The 22,685-nt window shown below is 75.5% G+C and carries 15 protein-coding genes, 1 tRNA gene and 1 pseudogene; 13 read left to right on the top strand and 4 right to left on the bottom strand.

What is annotated here, in order from left to right; translation table 11 throughout:
• The 8 genes and pseudogenes from JNW98_RS16990 to JNW98_RS17025 form a co-directional block, all read left to right on the top strand.
• Positions 1-1,786, top strand: a 1,786-nt coding sequence (locus tag JNW98_RS16990) for a dipeptidyl-peptidase 5 (RefSeq protein WP_223769082.1), incomplete at its 5' end; no start/stop codon positions are given.
• A gap of 1,022 nt (positions 1,787-2,808) precedes the next feature.
• Positions 2,809-3,606 carry a 2,3-dihydro-2,3-dihydroxybenzoate dehydrogenase gene (locus JNW98_RS16995; RefSeq protein WP_223769083.1) on the top strand — a complete coding sequence of 266 codons (798 nt, stop codon included), beginning with the start codon at positions 2,809-2,811 and terminating at the stop codon, positions 3,604-3,606.
• Positions 3,607-4,260: 654 nt separating this feature from the next.
• Positions 4,261-5,472 (top strand): annotated as a pseudogene (dhbC, locus tag JNW98_RS17000) (isochorismate synthase DhbC); the annotation flags it as partial.
• A gap of 41 nt (positions 5,473-5,513) precedes the next feature.
• Positions 5,514-7,178, top strand: a complete 1,665-nt coding sequence (locus tag JNW98_RS17005; RefSeq protein ID WP_223769141.1) for a (2,3-dihydroxybenzoyl)adenylate synthase — start codon at positions 5,514-5,516, stop codon at positions 7,176-7,178.
• Positions 7,179-7,383: 205 nt separating this feature from the next.
• On the top strand, positions 7,384-8,025 hold the full coding sequence (locus JNW98_RS17010; protein ID WP_223769084.1) for an isochorismatase family protein: 642 nt from the start codon (positions 7,384-7,386) through the stop codon (positions 8,023-8,025).
• Between the two features lie 76 nt (positions 8,026-8,101).
• A complete protein-coding gene (locus JNW98_RS17015; protein WP_223769085.1) occupies positions 8,102-11,692 on the top strand; it encodes an AMP-binding protein in 3,591 nt (1,196 codons plus the stop codon).
• Between the two features lie 546 nt (positions 11,693-12,238).
• Positions 12,239-13,006 (top strand): 4'-phosphopantetheinyl transferase family protein, encoded by a 768-nt coding sequence (locus JNW98_RS17020; RefSeq protein WP_223769086.1) that lies wholly within the window; start codon positions 12,239-12,241, stop codon positions 13,004-13,006.
• Between the two features lie 143 nt (positions 13,007-13,149).
• Positions 13,150-13,413, top strand: a complete 264-nt coding sequence (locus JNW98_RS17025; RefSeq protein ID WP_223769087.1) for a LapA family protein — start codon at positions 13,150-13,152, stop codon at positions 13,411-13,413.
• 97 nt (positions 13,414-13,510) lie between these two features.
• Here the strand turns inward: JNW98_RS17025 and JNW98_RS17030 are convergent.
• From JNW98_RS17030 to JNW98_RS17040, 3 genes are all read right to left on the bottom strand, one after another.
• A tRNA-Lys gene (locus JNW98_RS17030) sits at positions 13,511-13,584 on the bottom strand.
• A gap of 139 nt (positions 13,585-13,723) precedes the next feature.
• A complete protein-coding gene (locus tag JNW98_RS17035) occupies positions 13,724-14,389 on the bottom strand; it encodes a response regulator (protein ID WP_223769142.1) in 666 nt (221 codons plus the stop codon).
• 8 nt (positions 14,390-14,397) lie between these two features.
• Positions 14,398-15,792 carry a sensor histidine kinase gene (locus tag JNW98_RS17040; protein WP_223769088.1) on the bottom strand — a complete coding sequence of 465 codons (1,395 nt, stop codon included), beginning with the start codon at positions 15,790-15,792 and terminating at the stop codon, positions 14,398-14,400.
• 208 nt (positions 15,793-16,000) lie between these two features.
• On the opposite strand from JNW98_RS17040, the gene JNW98_RS17045 reads away from it, so the two are divergent.
• The 4 genes from JNW98_RS17045 to JNW98_RS17060 all read left to right on the top strand — a co-directional run bounded on the left by JNW98_RS17045 (position 16,001) and on the right by JNW98_RS17060 (position 21,043).
• A complete protein-coding gene (locus tag JNW98_RS17045; RefSeq protein ID WP_223769089.1) occupies positions 16,001-17,023 on the top strand; it encodes an ATP-binding cassette domain-containing protein in 1,023 nt (340 codons plus the stop codon).
• The gene (locus tag JNW98_RS17050) at positions 17,020-17,859 is read left to right on the top strand and encodes an ABC transporter permease (protein WP_223769090.1); all 840 of its coding nucleotides are present in this window, start codon (positions 17,020-17,022) and stop codon (positions 17,857-17,859) included. The genes JNW98_RS17045 and JNW98_RS17050 overlap by 4 nt, the downstream gene beginning before the upstream one ends.
• A 393-nt stretch (positions 17,860-18,252) precedes the next feature.
• On the top strand, positions 18,253-18,933 hold the full coding sequence (locus JNW98_RS17055) for a hypothetical protein (RefSeq protein WP_223769091.1): 681 nt from the start codon (positions 18,253-18,255) through the stop codon (positions 18,931-18,933).
• Positions 18,934-19,279: 346 nt separating this feature from the next.
• A complete protein-coding gene (locus JNW98_RS17060) occupies positions 19,280-21,043 on the top strand; it encodes an amidohydrolase (protein ID WP_223769092.1) in 1,764 nt (587 codons plus the stop codon).
• A gap of 13 nt (positions 21,044-21,056) precedes the next feature.
• Here JNW98_RS17060 and JNW98_RS17065 read toward each other — a convergent pair whose 3' ends face one another.
• Positions 21,057-21,611, bottom strand: coding sequence for a hypothetical protein (locus JNW98_RS17065; protein ID WP_223769093.1), 555 nt, complete (start codon positions 21,609-21,611; stop codon positions 21,057-21,059).
• Positions 21,612-21,779: 168 nt separating this feature from the next.
• Between JNW98_RS17065 and JNW98_RS17070 the strand changes: the two genes are divergently transcribed.
• Positions 21,780-22,544 (top strand): metallophosphoesterase family protein, encoded by a 765-nt coding sequence (locus JNW98_RS17070; protein ID WP_223769094.1) that lies wholly within the window; start codon positions 21,780-21,782, stop codon positions 22,542-22,544.
• The last annotated feature ends 141 nt before the right edge of the window (positions 22,545-22,685 follow it).

The raw sequence follows: 22,685 nt of genomic DNA on the forward strand, positions 1-22,685 counted from the left end.
GCCGTGGGACGTCCGCAGCCGGGTGCACGAGTACGGCGGGCGCGCCTGGGCCGGGACGGACCGCACCGAGGGCGGCCCGCTGCTGGTCTTCGCGCACGGCCCCGACCAGCGGCTCTACGCCTGGGAGCCGGACGGCCCCGACCCTTCGCCCCGGCCGCTGACCCCGGTGTCCGCCGTCGGCGGCGGGCTGCGCTGGGCGGACCCGGTGCTCCGGCCCGAGCGGAGCGAAGTCTGGTGCGTCCTGGAGGAGTTCACCGGCCCGGGCCCGGGCGACGTCCGGCGGCTGCTCGCCGCCGTCCCGCTCGACGGCCGGGCCGCCGGGGACCGGACGGCGGTCCGGGAGCTGACGGACGACCGGCACCGCTTCGTCACCGGCCCACGCCTCTCGCCGGACGGCCGGCGGGCGGCCTGGCTGGCCTGGGACCACCCCCGCATGCCCTGGGACGGTACCGAGCTCCGGCTCGCCCGGGTGACCGACGACGGGCTCGCGGACGCGCGGACCGTCCTCGGCGGCCCGGAGGAGGCCGTCGCCCAGGTGGAGTGGGCCCCCGACGGCACCCTGCTCGCCGTCACGGACCGTACGGGCTGGTGGAACCTCCATCGCGTCGACCCGGAGACCGGCCGCGCCGCCAACCTCTGTCCCGCGCCGCAGGAGTTCGCGGGACCGCTGTGGCAGGTGGGGCAGCGCTGGTTCGTCCCGCTGGCCGGCGGGCCGGTCGCCGTGCTGCACGGGGCCGGGGCCCTGGTGCTCGGCGTCCTCGACCCGGAGACGGGGGCGGTGGCCGACGTGGCCGGGCCGTGGACGGAGTGGGTCCCCGCGCTGGACGCGCACGGCACCCGCGTCGCAGGCATCGCGGCCGGGCCGGAGAGCGGCTACGAGATCGTCGAGCTGGACGGCCGGACCGGCCGGGCCCGGGTGCTCGGCGCCGCGCACCGGGACGCCGTCGACCCGGCGTACCTGCCGCGCCCCGAGGTCCGTACCTTCACCGGGCCCGACGGCCGGGAGGTGTACGCCCGGATCCACCGGCCCCGCCACCCCGAACGGGCCGTTCCGGACGGCGAACTGCCCCCGTTCGTGATCCGCGCGCACGGCGGGCCGACCGGCCGCACGCCGTTCGCGCTCGACCTGGGCATCGCCTACTTCACCTCGCGCGGCATCGGCGTCGCCGTCGTCGACTACGGCGGCTCGGCGGGCTACGGCCGCGCGTACCGCGAACGGCTGCGGGAGCGCTGGGGCGTCGTCGACGTCGAGGACTGTGCGACGGTCGCCGGCGCGCTGGTCGCCGAGGGGCTCGCCGACCCGGCCCGGCTGGCGGTCCAGGGCGGCAGCGCGGGCGGCTGGACGGTGGCCCACTCCCTCGCCGCCACCGACCTGTACGCGTGCGGGACCCTGCTCTTCCCGTTCCTGGACCTCACCGCCGAGGCCGAGGACGGCACCCACGACTTCGAGTCCCACTACAACGAGGGCCTGATCGGCCCGCGGGACCGGGTCCCCGAGCGCTACCGCGAACGGTCCCCGCTGCGCCGGGCGGACCGCATCAAGGTGCCCTTCCTGCTCCTCCACGGCCTGGACGACCCGGTCTGCCCGCCCGCCCACAGCGAAGCCCTGGCCCGCGCGGCCCGCGGACGCGGCGTGCCCCACGCCTTCCTCTCCTTCGAGGGCGAGGGGCACGGCTTCCGCAGGAAGGAGACGCTGCGGCGGGCCCTGGAGGCGGAACTCTCGCTGTACGCCCAGACGTTCGGGTTCACGGCGCCGGGGGTGCCGGAGCTGGAGCTTGAGCGGTGATCGGGGGCGGTGGGCGGGGGCGGTGGGCTCCAATGGAGAGGGGGGCTCGGAGGGCGGGTGAGTCCGGCGGGTGAGCGAGTCCGGCGGGTGAGCGAGTCCGAGCGGTGGACCACCTCGGCCGGTGACGGAGGCTCGGTCGGTGGCGGAGAGCGTTTCGTAAGGGGCGACCGCTGGGGCAGCTCGGCTGGTAAGGGGTGCCCGGCCGGTGAGGGCGTGCCCGGCCGGGGCGGTCCGACCGCCGGTGAACTCGACCGCGAGGGCGCGGGCGCCCGGCCGGTGACGGGACTTGCTCGGCGGGGGAGGCAGTCCGGCTCGTGACGGGAATTCGGCTGAGGCGGGATCCGGCCCGTCGTGGAGCGGCGCGGAGCTCCGCGCCGCGCTGCCGGAGCCGGTCGAGCGGCATGGCGACGGACGCGCGGCCGGCAGGTGCGCGACGGACGACAGTCGCGGGGCCGTCTCGACGGCTACGACGGCTACGACGGCCATGACCACTACGGTCGCTGCGGTCGGGACGGTGCCGGCCGATTCAGGGTGGGTGAGCGGCCAGGCGGCGAACAGCGTGGCCCGGCTCCGGCCTTTGGCGGGAACCGTCCGGTTCCCGGGGGGCGTTCGGCGCGCGAGGCGAGTGTGACGAAGGCGATGCATGCGATGAGCGGGGCGCGGGCAGTGAAGAGGTAGCCCGCACTCCGGTCCGGGTCGACTCCGGTCCGGTCGGGCGGGAGTTGTCGGGCGGCTTCGCCGTACCGTCCTTGTCGGGGCGTCCTCGTCGGGCCGGCCTCGTTCGGGGCGGGAGCGAGGAGCCGGCCCCGTCGGGTCCCCGCCCCGCCGGCTGCCGGGACGTCGGCCGGGACGTCGGCCGCCGTGTCGACTCGTCGCGCGGAGTTCACCCGGATCCGCCGCTCCCGTCACGCGGCTCCGGGACAAAGGGGAGGGGAGGCGCGCGGAGCGCGGCCGCATGCGGCGGCGGTGATTCCCCCAGACCAGCAGCTCATGTAAGGTAAGCCTTACCTTATTCGAACTGGATGGTGGGGGAACCCGTCGTGGAGCAGACTGAACTCTCCGGCCGCGTCGCGCTGGTCACCGGCGCCGGACAGGGCATAGGCGAGGCCGTGGTCCGGGCCCTCGTCGAACGGGGAGCCCGGGTCGCGGCCCTCGACGCGGTGCCCGACGGCATCGAGAAGCTGGCGGCGGAGTACGGGCCGGACCGCGTCACCGCGCACACCGCCGACGTGTCGGACGCCACGGCCGTCGAGGCCGTCGTCGAGGAGGTGGAGACCTCCGTCGGACCGCTCGGCATCCTCGTCAACGTGGCCGGCGTCCTCCACTCGTCGCCCGTCGTCGCCCTCACCGACGAGATGTGGGATCGCACCTTCGCCGTCAACACCACCGGCGTCTTCGTCGCCTCCCGCGCCGCCTCCCGCCGGATGGCCGCGCGCGGCAGCGGCTGCGTCGTGACGGTCGGCTCCAACGCGGCAGGTGTCCCCCGCACCGGCATGGCCGCCTACGCGGCGTCCAAGGCGGCGGCGACCATGTTCACCAAGTGCCTCGGCCTCGAACTCGGCCGCAGCGGCGTGCGCTGCAACGTCGTGTCCCCCGGCTCCACCGACACCGCCATGCAGCGGGCGCTGTGGACGGACGACGAGGCGCCCGCCCGCGTCATCGACGGCGACCCCGGCACGTACCGCGTCGGCATCCCCCTCGGCCGGATCGCCGAGCCCTCGGACATCGCCGACGCCGTCGTCTTCCTCGTCTCGGACCGTGCCCGGCACATCACCATGCACGACCTGTACGTCGACGGCGGCGCCACCCTGCGCGCCTGACGGAACGTTTCCGCGGTGGCGGGGAACGGCGGGGAGCGGTAGGTCACCCGGTGCGGCCGGACCGCCGCCCCTCCCGCCGAAGGCCGGGCGGTTCCCGGCCCATGACCCGCCAACCATCGCCCACCGCCCGCCGGCCTGTCCGCCGCCCTCCCCGAGGCGGAGCCGGCGCCGCGCCGCCCGGCCGCCCCCGAACCGGCCGGCGGCCGGCCCCTCACCCCCACCCCACACCCGGTGCCCACCCGCGCCGGAGGAACGGAGCAGTAGGTGACCACGGCTCAGCACGTCACCGTCCCGCCGAACGAGGCCGTCGGCCGGGACGGCGCCACCGGTGGTGCGATATCCGCGTCACCCGCATCGTCCGCGTCACCCGAGACATCGGTGTCACCCGCGTCGTCCCCGGGGGCCCCGCAGGGCGGTGGCGCACGGCGGGACGGCGGTGGCGCTCCCATCGCGGGCCGCCCACACGGCTCCGGCAGAACAACGGATGCCACGACGCCGAACGGCCCGACGCCGAGCGAGGCGGTGGCGACCGGCTCGACGCAGACCGGCCCGGCAACGCCCAGCGCGACCGCGCGAGGTACCGCGACGCCCGGCGCGGCAGCCCGGAGCGCGGCGCCGAACGGCACGCCCGCACCGGCCGCGCCCACCCGCGCCGCCACATCCCCCGCCACACCCCCCACCACGCCCCCCGCCACCCCCGACCCCACCACCGTAGGCGCCGCCACCGAGCTCCTCGCCGCCTACGACCCCCACGGCACCCGCTTCTTCGCCTCGCCCACCCGCACCCTCCTCGCCCACGGCGTACGCGCCGAAGTCCCGCACGGGGACACCCCGTTGGTGCGGCGCGTCGCCGAGACCCTGGAGGTCCAGCGGCTCGCCGGCCACCCCGCGCCGCTCGTCGTCGGGGCCGTGCCCTTCGACCGGAACGCCCCGGCCGCCCTCGCCGTCCCGGAGACCGTCCGCACCGCGCCGTCGCCGGCCGCCGACCCGCTCATGGCGCTCCCCGCCGCGCCCCCGCCCGTCGCCGACTGGGACGTCCGCCCGGAACCCGAGCCCGCCGCCTACGCGGCGGCCGTCGCCGAGGCGGTGCGTCGGATGAAGGACGGCGAGTTCGGCAAGGTCGTCCTCGCCCGCACCCTCCGCCTCACCTCCTCCCGCGACCTCGACCTCCCCGCGCTGCTCGACCGCCTCGCCCGCCGCGACCCCACGGGCTACACCTTCGCCGTCCCCACCGGCGAAGGCCGGACCCTGCTCGGCGCCAGCCCCGAACTCCTCGTCTCCAAGCGCGGCGGACGCATCGTCACCAACCCGCTCGCCGGCTCCACGCCGCGCAGCGCCGACCTGGCCGAGGACGTCCGCCGGGCGGCCGCCCTGCTGGAGTCCGAGAAGGACCTGCACGAGCACGCCATGGTCGTCGACGCGATCCGTGACGCGCTCGCGCCCTACTGCCGCTCCCTCGACGTCCCCGAGCGTCCCACCCTCGTGCGCACGGCCACCATGTGGCACCTCTCGACCACCCTCCACGCCGAGCCGGCCGATCCGGCCGTCTCCGCGCTGGAACTGGCCTGCGCCCTCCACCCCACCCCCGCCGTCTGCGGCACCCCCACCGACACGGCCCGCCGCGTCATCGGGGAGCTCGAACCCTTCGACCGCGGCGCGTTCACCGGCATGGTCGGCTGGGGCGACGCCGACGGCGACGGCGAGTGGGTCGTCACCATCCGCTGCGCCGAGGCCGAACCGGCCGAGCGGCGGCTGCGGCTGTTCGCCGGGGCGGGCGTGGTCGAGCAGTCGGACCCGGAGGCGGAGACCGCCGAGACGGGTGCCAAGTTCCGTACGTTCTTGCAGGCTGTGGGAGTTGACCAGTGACGGACACCAATGACGGCGTGACCGCAGGCGGCGAAGGCGGCATGCCCTGGGTCACCGGGACCGCCGAAGCGCCCGGTTACCCCGCCGCGTACGCCGAGCGCTACCGCGCCGCCGGCTACTGGCGCGGCGAGACCTTCGGCCGGATGCTGCGCGAGCGCGCGACGGCCCACCCCGACCGCGTCGCGATCGTCGACCCGGGCCCGGCGGCGGACGGCTCGACCACCCGCCGGTGGACGTACGGGGAGCTCGACGGGCGGGCCGACCGGATGGCCGCCGGGCTGCTGGCCCTCGGCATCGGCAAGGGCGACCGCGTCGTCGTCCAGCTCCCGAACGTCGCCGAGTTCTTCGAGGTCGTCTTCGCGCTGTTCCGCGTCGGCGCGCTGCCGGTGTTCGCCCTGCCCGCGCACCGCGACAGCGAGATCCGGCACTTCTGCGCCTTCACCGAGGCCGCCGCGTACGTGATCCCGGACGTCGCCGGGGGCTACGACCACCGCGAACTCGCCACCCGCGTCCGCGCCGACGTGCCCACCCTCCGGCACGTCCTCGTCGCGGGCGACCCCGGACCGCACACGGCCCTCGCCGACGTACCGGCGGAGCCGGGCCGTCCCTTCGACGGTCCCGAACCGCACGACCTGGCGTTCCTCCAGCTCTCCGGCGGCTCGACCGGCGTCCCCAAGCTCATCCCGCGCACGCACGACGACTACATCTACTCGCTGCGCGGATCGAACGAGATCTGCCGCGTCGACGAGCACAGCGTCTACCTCTGCGCGCTGCCCGCCGCCCACAACTTCCCGCTGAGCTCCCCGGGCACGCTGGGCGCCCTCCACGCCGGGGCCCGCGTTGTCCTCGCGCCGCGCCCCAGCCCCGACGTGGCGTTCCCGCTCATCGAGCGCGAGGGCGTGACGATCACGGGCCTGGTGCCGCCGCTCGCCCTCGTCTGGACGGAGGCCGCGGCGAACACCCCGCACGACCTGTCCAGCCTCGACGTACTGCTGGTGGGCGGCGCCAAGTTCAGCGAGGAGGCCGCGCGGCGGGTCCGGCCCGCCCTCGGCTGCACGCTCCAGCAGGTCTTCGGCATGGCCGAGGGCCTGGTCAACTACACGCGCCTGGACGACCCCGAGGAGATCATCGTCGGCACGCAGGGCCGGCCGATCTCCCCCGACGACGAGATCCGCGTCGTGGACGACGAGGACCGCGACCTGCCGGTCGGCGAGACCGGGCACCTGCTCACCCGGGGCCCGTACACCATCCGCGGCTACTGGCGCGCCCCCGAGCACAACGCCACGTCCTTCACTCCCGACGGCTTCTACCGCACCGGTGACGTCGTGCGGCTGACGGAGGACGGGTACCTCGTCGTCGAGGGCCGGGCCAAGGACCAGATCAACCGGGGCGGCGAGAAGGTCGCCGCCGAGGAGATCGAGAACCACATCCTCGCCCACCCGTCCGTGCACGACGCCGCCGTGGTCTCCATGCCCGACCCCTACCTCGGCGAACGCACCTGCGCGTACGTCGTGCTGCGGGACGGTGCCGAGCCGGTGCGGTCCGGGGCGCTGAAGAAGTTCATCCGCGGGCGGGGGCTGGCCGACTACAAGGTCCCGGACCGGGTGGAGTTCACGGACGCCTTCCCGCAGACGGGGGTCGGCAAGGTGTCGAAGAAGGACCTCCGGGCGGCCATCGCCGCGGAACTGGCGGCGAAGACGCGCTGAGCGGGCCGGTCGGGCGGGGGGAGGGGGTGCCGAATGGAACGGCCCCTTCCCCCCCGCCGCCCGAAGCGCCACTGCCTCGGAAGCCCCACCACCCCCATTCCCGTCCGAGCCGCCCCCTCCCCCCTCTCCCCTCCCGCCACGGCGGCAAGCAGCACCGGCCGGCGGCGCAGCCGTCGCACCCACCCCACCGAAAGGCCACCGCACCATGGCGCTCCCCGCCATCGCCCCCTACCCCATGCCCGGTGAGGCCGACCTCCCGGCGAACAAGGTCGACTGGACCGTCGACCCGGACCGTGCCGTTCTGCTCGTCCACGACCTGCAGAACTACTTCCTCGGCGCCTTCACCGCCGGCGCCTCGCCGGTGACCGAACTGCTTGCCAACGTCGGCCGGTTGAAGAAGGAGTGCGCGCGACTGGGCATCCCGGTCGTGTACTCGGCGCAGCCGGGCGGCCAGAGCCCCGCCGAACGCGGTCTCCAGCAGGACTTCTGGGGGCCGGGGCTGCCGGCCGACGGGCACGCCGGGGCGATCGCCGAGGCGGTGGCGCCCGATGCCGGAGACACCGTCCTCACCAAGTGGAAGTACAGCGCGTTCGTCCGCTCCGACCTGGCCGAGCGGATGGCCGCCCAGGGCCGCGACCAGCTCGTCCTCGTCGGCGTCTACGCGCACATCGGCGTCCTGATGACGGCCTGCGACGCGTGGATGCGCGACATCCGGCCGTTCGTCGTCGCGGACGCCGTCGCCGACTTCTCGGCCGAGGACCACGCCATGGCCCTGCGCTGGGCCGCCGCCAAGTGCGCCGTCGTCACCACGACCGACCGGATCCTGACGGGCGCCGAGGAGAACTGACGGCCATGTCCCCGACCCGAGACCGCAGCCGCGGCCCACTCCCGACGGCTCCCGCGCCGAGCCGGGGAGCGCGCCGGTGAGCGTACGCGCCCTGGACCGGTTCCCCTTTCCCGCCCGGGAGAACGCCACGTGCGTCGCAGCGGAACCGCTCGTCGCCGCGGAACCGCGCGAACCGCGCGGCCCGAGCGGCCGCTCGCAGGGGCTGCGGCTGACGGCGGCCCAACGCGAGCTGTGGTCCCGGCAGTCCCGAGACCCCGGCGGCGCTCCGCCGGTCACCGCCGCGTACCGCGAGATCCACGGCCCGCTGGACCCGGTCCTGTTCGCGGAGGCGCTGCACCGCACGGTCGGCGAGGCCGACGCGCTGCGCATGCGGATCGCCGACACCCCGGACGGCCCGCGCCAGCGGCCGATCGCGATCGAGCCGCCGGGCCACGGCTTCCCGCTCTGCGCGGCGGACCTGCGCGTGGCGGAAGGGGCGGAGGACGAGGAGGCGGTCCGCACCGCGCTCGCGTGGATGCGCGCGGACGTGGTCCGGCCCTTCGACCCGGCCGACGGGCCGCTGTTCGCGTACGGGCTGTTCCGGGTCGGCGACCGGCGCTGGCTCTGGTACCGGCGCGTGCACCGGGCCCTGCTCGACGAGCACGGCCACCGCCTGGTGGACCGCCGGGTGGCCGAGGTCTACACGGCCCTGGCGGCAGGGGACGACCCGGGCCCCAGCCCGTTCGGCCGGCTCGCGGACCTCGTCGCCGAGGACGCGGCGTACCGCGACTCGGCCGCCCGCGACCGGGACCGCGCCTACTGGCGGAACCGCTTGACGAACCCGGCCACCACCGGAGACGACGAGGAACCGGAAGGTCAGCGCCAGGCGACCGCTCACCACCGCGCCACCACCCGGCACGCCTTCCCCTTCCACCTCACCCCCGAGATCACGGCCGGACTCCGCGAACTCGCCGCGTCCGTCCGGGGCTCCTGGACCGGCCTGCTCCTCGCCGCCCAGGCCCTGCACCTGCGCGGCGCCACCCGCCGAGACGACGTCGTCCTCGGCCTGCCCCTGACGGGCCGTACGGGACCGGCGGCGCTGCGCGTGCCCGGAACCGTACGGAACACGGTCCCGCTGCGGCTCACGGTCACCCCCGGCACCACCGTCGCCGAACTGGTCCGGCAGGCCGACGACGCCGTCCGCGAGGCCCGCGCCCACCAGCGCTACCGCCGCGCCGACCTGCGCCGGGACATCGGTCTGCCCGCGGGGCACCCCGCCCTCGCCGGCCCGCTGGCGGACGTCGTCCCGGCCGAGGAACCGGTCGTCACGTTCGCGGCCGCGCCGTCGACGCTCCACCCGCTCGCGACGACGCCGGACGACCCCTGCGCGGTGGTGTTCCGAGGCACGCCCGACGAGGGCCTCCACATCGAGACGACGACCGGATCCCCGTTGGCCCTCCGCGACCTGCTGACGCGCCTCCCGCACGTCGACCCCCACGCGCCGCTCGCCGCGCTGTCGCTCGTCCCTGACGAGGATCACGAACGCGCCCTTCGCGAAGGCAACGACACGGCCGTCACCGTCCCGCCCACGACGGCGATCGGCCCCTTCGAGGCCCGCGCGGCCCGCACCCCCGACGCGACCGCCCTCGTGACCGCCGACGCCCACCTGACCTACGCCGACCTCAACACCCACGCCAACCGCCTGGCCCGCCACCTCACCACCCTCGGTCTCCGCCCCGGTGCCTTCGCCGCCGTCGACCTGCCGCCGTCCACCGCCCGGGTGATCGCCCTGCTGGCGATCCTCAAGACGGGCGCCGCCTGCTGGTTCGGCCCGCCCGGCCCCGTGGCCGAGGGCGATCCGCACGGCGGCGACGGGGACGGCGGCGACCGGCACGGCGATGACCGGCACGGCGGTGACCTGTCCGGCCGGAGCCCGGGCGGCCCCGGTTCGTACGGCGAGACCCCGGACGGCCGCGGGCCGCATGACGAGGACAGGCACGCCGGTGACCGGCACAGCGATGACGCGTACGCCCGTGGCGCGCACGACGCCGATGCACGGCCCGGTGCTCCGCGCGCCGACGCCCCGCAGGGCGGAAGCCCGTATGGCGGCGGCTCGGGCGGCGATGGCTCGTCCGCCGACGGGATGTGCGGCCACGAGGCGCATGCCGGTGGACCGCGTGCCGGTGGCTCGCACGACGGCGACGCGGACGATCGTGGCCCGCGCGTTGACGCCCCGCAGAGCGGGAACCCGCAGAACGGAAGCCCGCTGGGCCGAAGCCCGCAGAACGGAAGCCCGCTGGGCCGAAGCCCGCAGAACGGAAGCCCGCTGGGCCGAAGCCCGCTGGGCCGAAGCCCGCTGGGCCGAAGCCCGCTGGGCCGAAGCCCATACGGTGAAGGCCCGTGCGCCGGTCGGCCGTGCGGTCACGAGGCGCATGCCGGTGGCTTGGGCGAGGGGAACGCGTATGGCCGCGGCCCGCAGGGCGGTGCCCCGCAGGGCGGTGCCCCGCAGGGCGGTGCCCCGCAGGGCGGTGCCCCGCAGGGCGGTACCCCGCAGGGCAGGAGCCTGTATGGGGGCGGCCCGTATGGCGATGGCCCGTACACGGCGGAGCCCGCGCCCCTCTACGTCCTCACGACCGCGTCGGCTCGCCCCACCCCGGGCGTCCGGACCGTTCTCCTCGACGACCCCGCGCTGCCGGCCCTGCTCGCCGCGCACCCGCCCGTCGACCCCGCGCGCCCCCTGACCCCTCACCACCCGGCCTACGCGACCCGGACCGCCACCCGTCAGCCCGCCGTCGTCGTCCCCCACTCCGCCCTCGACAACCGACTCCGCTGGCTCCAGCACCACCACCCCCTCACCCCGGACGACCGGGTCCTCGTCCAAACCCCTTCCACCCCGGACGAGTTGGCGGAGGAGCTGCTCTGGCCCCTGCGCGAGGGAGCGACGCTCGTCCTGGACGCGCCGCGGACCGGTACCGCACCGGGGGACAGCCGCCCTGACCCGGACGCGTCGACGGCACGTCGCATCCGCGAACACGGCGTCACCGTCGCCCGCTTCGGCCCGGACGCCCTCCGGCGGTTCCTGGACGCGCCGGAGGCGGGGGAGTGCGTACGGCTGCGGCACGTCCTGACCGGCGGTGAACCGCCGGACCCGGCGACCGCCGGCCGCTTCCGCCGCGTACTGCCGAACGCGGCCCTGCACCACCACGCCGGCCCGCCGGAGGCGGCCGGAGCGGTGCACCACACCTGCACACCGGACGGGGGTACGCCGGCCGGAGCCGTCCGGCCCGCCTGGAACACGCGCCTCCACGTCCTGGACCCGGCGCTCCGGCCCTGCCCGCCGGGCACCCCGGGCGAGTTGTACGTCGCGGGCGCCCCGCTCGCCACCGGCTACGCCGGCCACCCGGCACGTACCGCCGCGCGCTTCCCGGCCGACCCGTACGGGCCGCCCGGAACGCGGATGTACCGTACGGGCCGGAGAGCGCTCCGGCGCGCGGACGGCTCCGTCGAGTTCGTGGCCGAGCGCGCCCCGCGCGGGGAACGCGAACCGGCCGGTGGCGGCACCCGTTCGGCGACCGGGAAGGTGGGCGGGACGGCGGCCGGGGACGCGCGCGGTGACCGTGACCCGGCCGGTGACGGGAGTCCGTTCGACGGCGGGGGGACGGGCCGCCGTCCGCCGTTCCGTCGGTGACCACGGTCCGCGCGGCGACCGCGGCGCGTACGGCAACGGGCGGCAGACCGGATCGGCACCCGCCGACGCGGCACCGCGCGGGCCGGCGACCGGGCCGGTGCCGACCGGCCCACCGGCCGCCGGATGACGGCCGGCCACCAGACTCCGGCCTCGGCGGATGCCGCCGCCGAGGCCGGTCCGACGGCACACGGGTACGCTGGCCCGCCCGGTGCCGGTCGGAGGACGGACGGAAGACGGGACGGAAGGCGGGGAGGACGCGTGACGGGGACGAGAGACGACGGGGAGACGCCCTTGCCCAGCTCATCCGGTAGGTCCGACGCATCCGACGCACCGGGTGGGACCGGTGGCACGACGTCCGGTATGACCGGTGGCACGACCGGCGGTACGACGTCCGGCACGACCGGCGGCACGACCGGCGGCACCGGTGATCCCGGGTCAGCCGAGGCGTCCCGTACACCCGACACCCCCGGCGTGACGACGACACCGCCCGCGACCTCCGCGACCCCCCGCACGCCGACGACACCGTCCGTGAACCCCGCAACCCCCATGACTCCCACGGCCGCCACCACATCCGCCCTCCCCTCCACCCCCCTGCGGCCGCGCTCCCTGAACCACAGCCCACTGCCCGGCCCCTGGGCCCCAGGCGAAGGCGCAGGCCCAGCCTCAGGCGCCCCCGCCCTCTGGCTGCTGCGCCTCCCGGACGGCGCCCCCGCCCCCCGCGAGGAGTACGAGGAGGTCCTGGACGTACGCGAACGCGCCCGAGCCGCCTCCTTCGTCCGGGATCTGCACCGCGACCGCTACGTAGCCGCCCACCTCGCGCTGCGCCGGCTCCTCGGCGCCTACCTGGGCGTCGCGCCGGCGGCCGTCGAGCTGGTCCGCGAAGCGTGCCCGTGCTGCGGGGCGCCGCACGGCCGCCCGGCGGTGGCGGGCGCGCCGCTGCACTTCAACCTCTCGCACGCCGGCGACCTGGTGCTGCTCGCCTTCGCGGACACGCCGGTCGGGGCGGACGTCGAGGAGGTGCAGCAGGCGTCGGTGGTGGACAGCGTCGGGCGCTCCCTGCACCCGCGGGAGGTCGCCGAGCTGGAGGCCGTCCCGCGGGCCGACCGGACGACGGCCTTCTCCCGCTGCTGGACGCGGAAGGAGGCGTACCTCAAGGGGACGGGCACCGGGCTCGCGGAGCGGCTGTCGGTGACGTACGTGGGGTGCGGCCCGCGGCCCGCGTCACCGCCCGGGTGGGCGCTGAGCGACGTCGAGGCGGGCCCGGGGTACACGGCGGCGGTGGCCCTCGCGGACGGCGCCCCGCCCGCCGCATGAGGGACGCGCGCCCTTTTTGCGCCCCGCGCCCCACCCGCGCCCCCACGCCCCACCCACGCCCCCACGCCCCCCCGCACCCCCCCGTCACCCGAACGGAGTAGCCCCCGCACCCACCCCGCGCGGCACCCTGCGAAGGTGAGGGCATGGCCTCCAAGAGCAAGTCCTCGACGAGCGGACCCTCCCGCGCCGGATCCATGGGGGGCAGGCTGCGGGAGGCGGCGACGACGGGACGGGTCGTCCTGCTGATCGTCGCCGTACTGGCCCTCGTCTTCGTCTTCGAGAACACCCGGCACGTCAAGATCCGGATCATCGGCCCCGAGGTCTCGACGCCCCTGTGGCTGGCGCTCGCCGCGATGCTGGTGATCGGCTGGCTGCTGGGGCGGTTCGTGACCGTCCGCCGCCGCTGACGGCGCGACGCGCCCCGCGCCGCACCGCACAGTGCCGCACCGCACCCCAACACGCGACGGGCCCCCGCCTCTTGAGAGACGGGGGCCCGAACCACCGTGCGCCACCAGGGACTCGAACCCCGGACCCGCTGATTAAGAGTCAGCTGCTCTAACCAACTGAGCTAGCGGCGCGGGAAGAAAGTTATCAGATCTTCCGTTCGAAGCAAATGCGCCCGCTGCCCGGACCGAGACCGATCGGCCCTGTGTGGGCATGCGTGAGTGTGTGTGGGCGCATACGTACCTTCTGCCGCCCGACAACCGCCCCCTCATTTCACCCCGAAGGCGACACCAGCCCCGCCTCGTAAGCGGTGATCACCAGTTGGACCCGGTCCCTGGCGCCCAACTTGGTGAGCAGCCGCGACACGTGCGACTTGGCCGTCGCCACCGTGATGAAGAGATCCTCGGCGATCTCGGTGTTCGACCGGCCGCGCCCGACCAGGGTCAGTACCTCCCGCTCCCGCTCGGTGATGCCCTCGGCCACCGCCGCGGACCGCCCGCGGGCGGCACGCGCCGGCTGTCCGGCGAAGTCGGCGATCAGACGCCGCGTCACGCCCGGCGCGAGCAGCGCGTCACCGGCGGCGACCACGCGGACCGCCGCGAGGATGTCGTCCAGCGCCATGTCCTTGACCACGAAGCCGCTCGCGCCGGCCCGGAGGGCACCGTAGACATGCTCGTCCTCGTCGAAGGTGGTCAGGATGAGGACGCGGGCCGGCGTCGGACCGGACGTGATCAGGCGGGTGGCCTCGATCCCGTCCATGCCGGGCATCCGGATGTCCATCACCACGACGTCGGGGCGGAGTTCGGTGGTGAGCCGGACGGCCTCCAGGCCGGTGGCGGCCTCGCCGACGACCTCCAGGCCGGGGTGGTCGGCCATGAGCACGCGCAGTCCGGACCGCACCAGCGGCTGGTCGTCGACGAGCAGGACGCGGACGGTCACGCGGGCGGTCACCGGACCTCCGCCGGAACGCTTACGGGCGCGGGCAGCGGCAGCCGGGCGGCCACCCGGAAACCGCCCTCGGGGCGCGGGCCTGCGCTGAGCCGGCCGCCGAGCAGGCCGACCCGCTCGCGCATGCCGACGAGGCCGAAGCCACGGGTCGGGGTGCTCCCGGGGACCGCCGGGGCCCCGGCACTCCCGCAGACGCCACCGGCACCACCGCCCCCACCGAAACCGTCAATGCCACCCCCACCCCCACCCCCACCGGCACCGGCAACGCCATCGACACCACCACCCCCGCCCAACCCCTCGGTCCCACAGACCACCCCGGCCCCGCCGAGCCCCCCAGCCCCCGCCACCCCGGTGACACCCCCCGAGCTTCCCCCAAAGCTCCCCCCACGCCCGTCGTCCACAACCTCCACCGACAACTCCTCCACCCCGTACCCCACCGTCACCCGGCACCACCCGGTACCCGCGTGCCGCACCACATTCGTCAACGCCTCCTGCACGATCCGGTACGCGGACAGGTCGAGGTCGGCGGGGAGCGGGCGCCGCTCCCCGTCCCACCGCAGGTCGACGCGGACCCCCGCGTCCGCCGTCGCCGCCGCGAGCCGTTCGAGATCCGCGAGCCCCGGCGCGGGGGCGAGCGGCGCCCGCTCCGACTCCGCCCGGTCGTCCCCCCGCGCCTGACGCAGCGACACGAGCGTCCGCCGCAGCCCCGCCAGCGTCTCCCGGCTCGTGGCCTCGATGGCCCGCAGCGCCTCACGCGCCTCCGCGGGCTGCGTCTCGATCACCCGGCTCCCCACCCCCGCCTGGATGGCGATGATGCCGACGCTGTGCGCGACCATGTCGTGCAACTCCCGTGCGATCCGCAGCCGTTCGGCGGTCACGGCCTCCGCCACCGCCTGCGTGCGCAGCGCGACCGCGTGCTCGCGGCGCTCCCGCCGGAGCACACCGGCCGTGCCGGACGCGGCCAGCGCGAGCAGGGCGATCAGCGCGTTGACGGTCAGGTTGTCGCCGTGCGCGAAGAGGCCGATCACCACGAGCTGGACGACGGACGACACGGCCACGGCGGCGACCGCGGCCCGCCGGGCGCGGGTGGCGACGACGACGGCCAGGACGGCGTCCACCGCCAGATACGACAGGAACTGCCCCTGGAACGCCACCGTCACATCCGGCCCGGCGGGAATCGGCGTCCCCGCCACCACCGCCGTCGACCCGAACAGCGCCAGGCCCAGGGCACACAGCGGCGCCCGGCGCACCACGGCCACCAGCAGGCTCACGGCCAGCAGCGCCCCGACGCCGTGGGCCGTACCCGACGCCCGGGACGCGCCGCCGATCAGCAGGCCCACGGCGAGTGCGTAGGAGACGCCCCCCGCCCAGGCCGCGGCCTTGGACCTGATCACCGGCGGGACGCCCGCGGCACGGACCGGGGGCCGGCGGCGCACCCTGCCGCCAACGGAAAGATCATCACGGGATTCACGCCGCGAGACTAGCCGCCCGCCTCCGGCCCGGCATCAGCCCGGGGACGTACGCCCCCGGGCGAACCCGCCCGCCCGCAGTGCCGCCCCCGGCCCCATGCGCGCCCCGGGCCCGCCGGACAGGCTGGTTCCCGTGATCGAAGTCAGCCATCTCGCCAAGCGCTACGGCGGCAGGACCGCCGTCGACCAGTTGTCCTTCACCGTCCGCCCCGGCGTGGTCACCGGCTTTCTCGGCCCCAACGGAGCCGGCAAGTCCACCACCCTGCGGCTGATCCTCGGCCTGGACGCGCCCACCGCCGGGACGGCCACCGTCGGTGGCGTCCCCTTCCGCCGCCACCCGCGCGGCCTGCGGCACGCAGGCGCCCTCCTCGACGCCGGCCAGGTGCACGGAGGACGCGCCGCCGCGGCCCATCTGGCAGCCCTGGCCCGGAGCAACGGCATCCCGCGGCGCCGGGTGGACGAGGTGCTTGGGGAGGTGGGGCTGGCCGACGCGGCGCACCGCCGCGTCGGCGGGTTCTCCCTCGGCATGAAGCAGCGGCTGGGCATCGCGGCCGCCCTGCTCGGCGACCCGCCGGTGCTGCTGTTCGACGAGCCGGTCAACGGGATGGACCCGGAGGGCGTCCTCTGGGTACGCCGCCTCTTCCGGCGCCTCGCGGCCGAGGGACGCACCGTCTTCCTCTCCAGCCACCTCATGTCGGAGATGGAGAACACCGCCGACGACCTGATCGTCATCGGCCGGGGTCGCCTCATCGCCGCCGAGCCGCTCCGCGACTTCGCGGCCCGCGGCGCCCGCCGCGCCGTCCTGGTGGCGACACCGCAGGCGGCCGAACTGACCGCCGTACTGACCGCGGCGGGCGCGTCGGTCACCCCCGAAGGCCCACCCACCCCCGAGAGCCCACCCACCCCCGAGAGCCCACCCACCCCCGAGAGCCCGTCCGGCACCAAACGCCTCTCCGCCTCCGAACGCGCCCCCGAACACCTATCCGCCACCGAACGCCTCACCGTCACCGGTCTCCCGGCCGCCCGGATCGGCGCACTCGCCCACGAGCACCGCATCCGCCTGGAAGAACTGACCACCCCTACCGCCTCCCTCGAGACGGCCTTCATGGAACTCACCGCGGACGCCACCGAGTACCAGACAGGAACCCCCCGATGAAGACACCGCCCCTTTCGCCGGCCCTTCCACCACCCACCTCGCCTCCCCCTTCACCACCCCCCGCCCGCTTCCGCGACCTCCTCGCCGCCGAGTGGATCAAAACCCGCTCCCTGCGCTCCACACCGTGGACCCTCGCCCTCACCCTCCTCTTCGTCATCGGCTCCGCGGCCGTGGCGACCGCGTCGGACCACGTCACCCGCCCCGGCCCCGCCGACTTCCTGCCCTTCGACGCCTTCCCGCCGGCCGGCTCCTGGACGCTGACCCTCGTCGCCGGCAGCGCCGGCGCCCTCACCGTCGTCAGCGAGTACGGCACCGGCCTGATCCGCGCCACCACCGTGGCCGTCCCCGCCCGCGGCTCGGTCGTCCTGGCGAAGGCCGCGGTCACCGCCGCACTGTGGACGGTGGCCGGCGCGGTGGCCGCCACCGGCTCCTTCCTGGCCTCCCAGGCCGTCCTGAACGAGCGCCACGCCGCCGTCCCGATCACCCACCCCGGGGTCTTCCGGGCGCTGGCCGCCACCACCCTGCTGGCCCCGGTCTGCGCCCTGGTCGGCCTGGCCCTCGGCGTCCTGATCCGGCACGCCGCCGGAACCATGATCACCAGCGTCTTCCTGCTGCTGATGCTGCCGCCCATGTTCTCGGAACGCGACCGCTGGTCGGCGGAGCTCAAGCACGCCCTGGTCACCCCGGCCTGGTCCCGCCTCGTGCAGAACTGGAGCCCGGACCCCGCCTCCCTCGGCCACTCCGCCACGGTCCCCGGCTCCTGGACCGTCCTCACCCTCTGGCCCCTGCTCACCCTCACCCTCGCGGCCCTCGTCATCCACCGCCGCGACGTGTGAGCGACCGCGCCGGCGCGTCCTCGCCATGACGGGCCGTGCCCGGCGCTCGCGCCACGAGAAGGCCGAAGGCAGCGACACGCAGCAGGCCACACGGGACATGAAGGTCCTGACCCGAGCCGGGCTGTCGACCGCCGTCGGGCAGACAAAGGGCCTCAACCACGTCACCGGCCGGTCCCGCATTCCCGCCGGATGTACTGGCCACCGCCCGACGACCGCACACCATCGCCAACCCCTACGCCCTTTAGTGCCTCACGGACTTGGCGATTCCGCCATCCGCGACCGCAGGCGTCCGCATGCCCGCAAGTGCCGGTGCGCGCCTGCTGGTCGTGCGGCATGATGGCAGCTATGCGCAGAGGGGGCGGTGGGGGGTTCCGCGGATGGTGGCCGTGGCGCGTGCGCGACGAGTCGGTGCTCGCCGAGATCGAGGACCGGGTCACCGCCCTCGATGAGGCGTTGGAGGTCCGTTCCCACGGTCCCGGCCGGCCCGGCAGGACCTACGGGACGCGGGCCGAGTCGACGCGTGCTCGTCAGTCACAGGACGGCGGGCACGCGAAGAGCGGTGACCGGATCCATCGGCTGGACATGCCGTCGTATCGTCCGGCAGTGATGGTCTTCTCGGCCAACGCGCCGACACGTGTCCACCTGCGTTTCGAAGGCGGCGAGGGGCGCTCCTCACGTCTCTACCGGCTGTCCGGCGACGGCACACCCATCACCGCCCGGATTCCGCTGCCGGAGGGGAACTCGAAGAAGAACAAGGCAGTCGCCTTCCGGGTGTTCGCGGACGGCGCTCCGGAGCCGTGGACGGCGACCGCGGCCCCGCTGCGCGAAGTCCCGCGCTTCCGCCACGAGATCAACGGAACCGGATCTGACCTCGTGCACTACCGAGGGGAACCCGGCCCGGGCGTCCTGCATTACGTGGGACCGAGCTTGGTCCAATTGGAGGCCCTGGGCGACCACCTCGCCTACGGGGTGACGGTGGCCGTGGGGAGTGCCGGGGAGCAGAGATTCCAGTGGCCGGGCCGCGGGTACTACCAGGTGCGCTCGGCCGGGGCATGGAGCCTGACCGCTCCATGACGGAGCGCGGACCGGCTGGGTCGGGCCCGGACCGGGGCGGCGCCCAGCGGCGGACACGAACCGGGTCTTCTTTCGTCATCCGCATCGGACGCCGTCCCGTCCCGCCCGTCCCCGTCCCGCCCGTCCCTGCCCCGCCGGTCGTGACGCTCACGGAGGTACGCCCGGCGAACGGCCGTCGCACGGTTGGCCACATCCGGCTCAACCGTCCGTTCCGGCACTTGACGTGACTCGCGTTGCCGAAGGATCCTCCGACGGCCGCCATCGCTCCACACCACCCCGCACCACCCCGCACCACTCCGCACCACTCCGCATCGCACCGCACTGCCCGAGTGAAGGGACCCCCCTCATGTCCGCACGCGACAAGCGAACTTCCACCGCCCTCTCCCGCCGGGACGCCGCGAAGCTGGCCGGAGCGGTCGCGGCCGGCTCCTTACTGGCCGGGGCGGGTGCGGGACGGGCCGTCGCCGCCGGGGCCCGTCCGGCGAACGGCGCCCGCCCAGCGGACCTGGTGTTCCACAACGGCGACGTCATGACGATGGATCCCGGCCGGCCGAGAGCGTCGGCCGTGGCCGTGCGGGCGGGGCGGATCGTGTGCGTGGGCGGGGACGCCGAGGTCCGCGCGTTCGCCGGGAGCGGTACGGAGACGGTCGACCTGCGCGGCCGGACCCTGCTGCCCGGCATCAACGACACCCACCTCCACGCGGCCGTCTACCGGTTGAACCTCCCGCCGTACGCGCTCGACCTCGGCCCCTCGGCGGTGAAGTCCGTCGCCGACATCGTCGCCGCCGTGGCCGCCGAGGCCCGCCGCGTCCCGAAGGGGCAGTGGATCCGCGGCGCCGGCTGGAACCCGTACCGGCTCGCCGAGCAGCGCGGGCCGAACCGGGACGACATCGACAAGGCGGCACCGGACCACCCGGTGTTCCTCCAGGACAACGGCTACCACGCCAGCGCCGTCAACTCCCGCGCCCTGGAGCTCGCCGGCATCACGGACGCCGGCCCGAACGGCCCCCGGAAGCCCGGCGTCGACTACGACGCCAACGGGCGGCCCACCGGCGTCCTCCACTACGGCGGGCAGGCGCTCGTCCAGCTCCTGCTCCCGCCGTGGAGCAGGGACGAGCGCAAGCACGCGATCAAGGACGCGGTCGCCCGGCTGCACGCCGAGGGAGTCACCAGCTACACCGACCCCGGCCTCGGCCCCGGCGGCGAGGGGCTCGGCGGCGGGACACAGGGTCCCGAGACCCTCGCCGCGTACGTCGACCTGGCGCGCGAAGGCGCTCTCGACGCCCGCGTCAGCGCCCTGTTCCTGCCCTGCTCCCAGTCCGGCGGCTCGGCCGCGGCCGTCGCCAAGGAGCTGCGCGCCTTCACGCCGCCGACCGGCCTCGACCCCCGGCGGTTCGCCGTCCGCGGCGTCAAGCTCTTCTCCGACAGCGGCGGCGACCTGCTGGTCGCCGGCGACACCAACGAGCAACGCGCCGCCGAACTCGCCGAGATGATCCGCGTCGCCCACGTCGCCGGCTACCAGATCGGCGTGCACTGCTACCGCTGGACGTCCACCGTCGTGGACGCCTTCGCCGCCGCGCTCCGCCGCCACCCGCGCCCCGACGCCCGGCACATCGCCATGCACGGCGCGTTCGTCACCCCGGACGTCCTGCCGACGATGGCCCGCTACCGCATCGGCCTCGGCCCGCAGGCCCAGAGCTGGTTCCACGCCGTCCACGGCGCCGCCCAGGGCCCGGCCGGCGAGGAGTTCCTGCCCTGGCGCTCGGCGGTCGACGCAGGCGTCCCCTTCCTCGGCAGCTCCGACACCCCCGTCAACCAGCCGAACTGGCGCGCCGGCGTCCAGGCCCTCGTCACCCGCCGCGGCGCCTGCGGCGAGGTCCACGGCCCGAACCAGCGCCTCACCCTCCACCAGGCCCTCACCGCCTACACCACCGCCGGCGCCTGGCAGGACGCCGCCGAGACCTGGAAGGGCTCGATCGCCCCCGGCAAGGCGGCCGACCTGTGCGTCCTCGGCGGCGACCTGCGCGCGGCCGAGCCGGACGCGATCGGCGGCATCGCGGTGGCCATGACCGTCTTCGACGGCCGGGTCGTGTACGAGCGGAAGGGCTGACCCCGCCGGGCCCTCAGCCTTCTTCTTCCTCCTCTTCCTCTTCCACGGACGACAGCGCGTCGCTGATCAGCCGGGTGGCGAAGTCCGGATCCTCGGTGAGGCGGTTGATGTGATCCGCGAGCAGGAAGGCGGTCACCTCCAGCGGATTCATCTCCGCCTCCGTCCAGAACCCGTACTGCTTGCGCCACAGACTCGGGCTCAGATCGGCACCCGCCGCGACGAGCAGCCCGGCCATCGTGGGAATGGCCTCCGGACGGACGCTCTTGGGCATCATGCGCATCGAGGCCACCAGGTTGGGCACCACGTACGCGAACACGTCCTTGTCGTGGGCCTCGTAGGCCTCCCGCAGCCACTTCATGAACATGAAGATGAGCGTGCACGCGCCGTCCAGCACGTCGTTGGCGCCCTCGGCGTCCAGCGAGTCCGTGAACTGGTCGACCAACGCCTGCTGTTCGGGATCGGTCCTGCTCTTGCCCGCCTGGATGGTCTTCAGCCGGGAATCGACCAACATGAGCGCTGCGCCCACGTCGCCGGCGGGAGCGTACTGGGGGTCGCAGGGGGATGGCACAGGAATTCCTCCTCACTCGACCGCGGCCGGACCGGCGCGGCGTGCCCGTAGCGTAGAGGCCCGGTGACGCACGGGTCCGGCGAACGCCGGAGGCTCCGGACGCCCGCCGGCGGTACGCTCCGCACGCCCGCCCGCTCCCCGAACTCCCGCACCGCGAAAGGTCCCCCGATGGTCGTACGCGTCGCCGTCCTGTCCGATGTCCACGGCGTGCTGCCGGCCCTGGAAGCGGTCCTGGACGAGCCGGACGTCCGGTCCGCCGACCTGATCGTCGCCACCGGCGACCACGCCGCCGGCCCGCAGCCCCGCGCCGTCCTGGACCGCCTGCGCGCCCTCGGCGACCGGGCGCTCCTCGTCCGCGGCAACGCCGACCGCGAACTCGCCGCGCTGGCGCGGGGCGAGTCCCCGGCCGACGAGGCGTGGCAGATCGACGCGTGGGCCGCCCGGCAGCTGCGGGACGAGGACGTGGCGCTGCTCGCCGGCCTGCCCCACCCGGTGACCCTGGACGTCGACGGCTTCGGCAGGGTCGTCTTCTGCCACGGGACCCCGCGCGACGACGAGGAGACCGTCCTCGTCGACACCCGCCTCGACCGCTGGGCGGAGGTCTTCGCCGAACTTCCCGACGACGTCCGCACGGTGGTGTGCGGACACACCCACATGCCGTTCACCCGCCTCGTCGACGGGCGCCTCGTCGTCAACTCCGGCAGCGTCGGCATGCCGTACGGCCGCGCGGGCGCCTCCTGGGCCCTGCTGCACGGCGGCCAGGTGCAGCTCCGGCACACCCCGTTCGACGCCGACGCCGCCGTGGACCGGATAGCGGGGGAGTCGGACTACCCCGACGCCCGCGCCTGGGCGGAACGCTACGTCCGGACGGTCCCCACGGACACCGAGGCCCTCCACGCGTTCGGGCCCCGGGACGGCAGGGGGGCTTCCTGAACGACGGCGGGCGGCGCGGACGCAGGGGTCGCCGTCGCGGGCGCTGACGCCGACGCCTGGGGCGCTGACGCGGGGGCCGCCGACGCGGGGCCGCCGACGCCGGACCGCCGGGGCCGTGCCGGGGCACCCTCCCACCGTCGG

Origin of the sequence: Streptomyces huiliensis, assembly GCF_020037025.1 — a bacterium.
Lineage (GTDB): Bacteria > Actinomycetota > Actinomycetes > Streptomycetales > Streptomycetaceae > Streptomyces > Streptomyces huiliensis.

Bases quoted from the DNA above. Each gene is read 5' to 3' on its own strand.
- JNW98_RS16995 (WP_223769083.1), top strand. From the start codon at position 2,809: ATGGTGGGGGAACCCGTCGTGGAGCAGACTGAACTCTCCGGCCGCGTC.
- JNW98_RS17005 (WP_223769141.1), top strand. From the start codon at position 5,514: ATGCCCTGGGTCACCGGGACCGCCGAAGCGCCCGGTTACCCCGCCGCG.
- JNW98_RS17010 (WP_223769084.1), top strand. From the start codon at position 7,384: ATGGCGCTCCCCGCCATCGCCCCCTACCCCATGCCCGGTGAGGCCGAC.
- JNW98_RS17020 (WP_223769086.1), top strand. From the start codon at position 12,239: ATGACTCCCACGGCCGCCACCACATCCGCCCTCCCCTCCACCCCCCTG.
- JNW98_RS17025 (WP_223769087.1), top strand. From the start codon at position 13,150: ATGGCCTCCAAGAGCAAGTCCTCGACGAGCGGACCCTCCCGCGCCGGA.
- JNW98_RS17050 (WP_223769090.1), top strand. From the start codon at position 17,020: ATGAAGACACCGCCCCTTTCGCCGGCCCTTCCACCACCCACCTCGCCT.
- JNW98_RS17060 (WP_223769092.1), top strand. From the start codon at position 19,280: ATGTCCGCACGCGACAAGCGAACTTCCACCGCCCTCTCCCGCCGGGAC.
- JNW98_RS17070 (WP_223769094.1), top strand. From the start codon at position 21,780: ATGGTCGTACGCGTCGCCGTCCTGTCCGATGTCCACGGCGTGCTGCCG.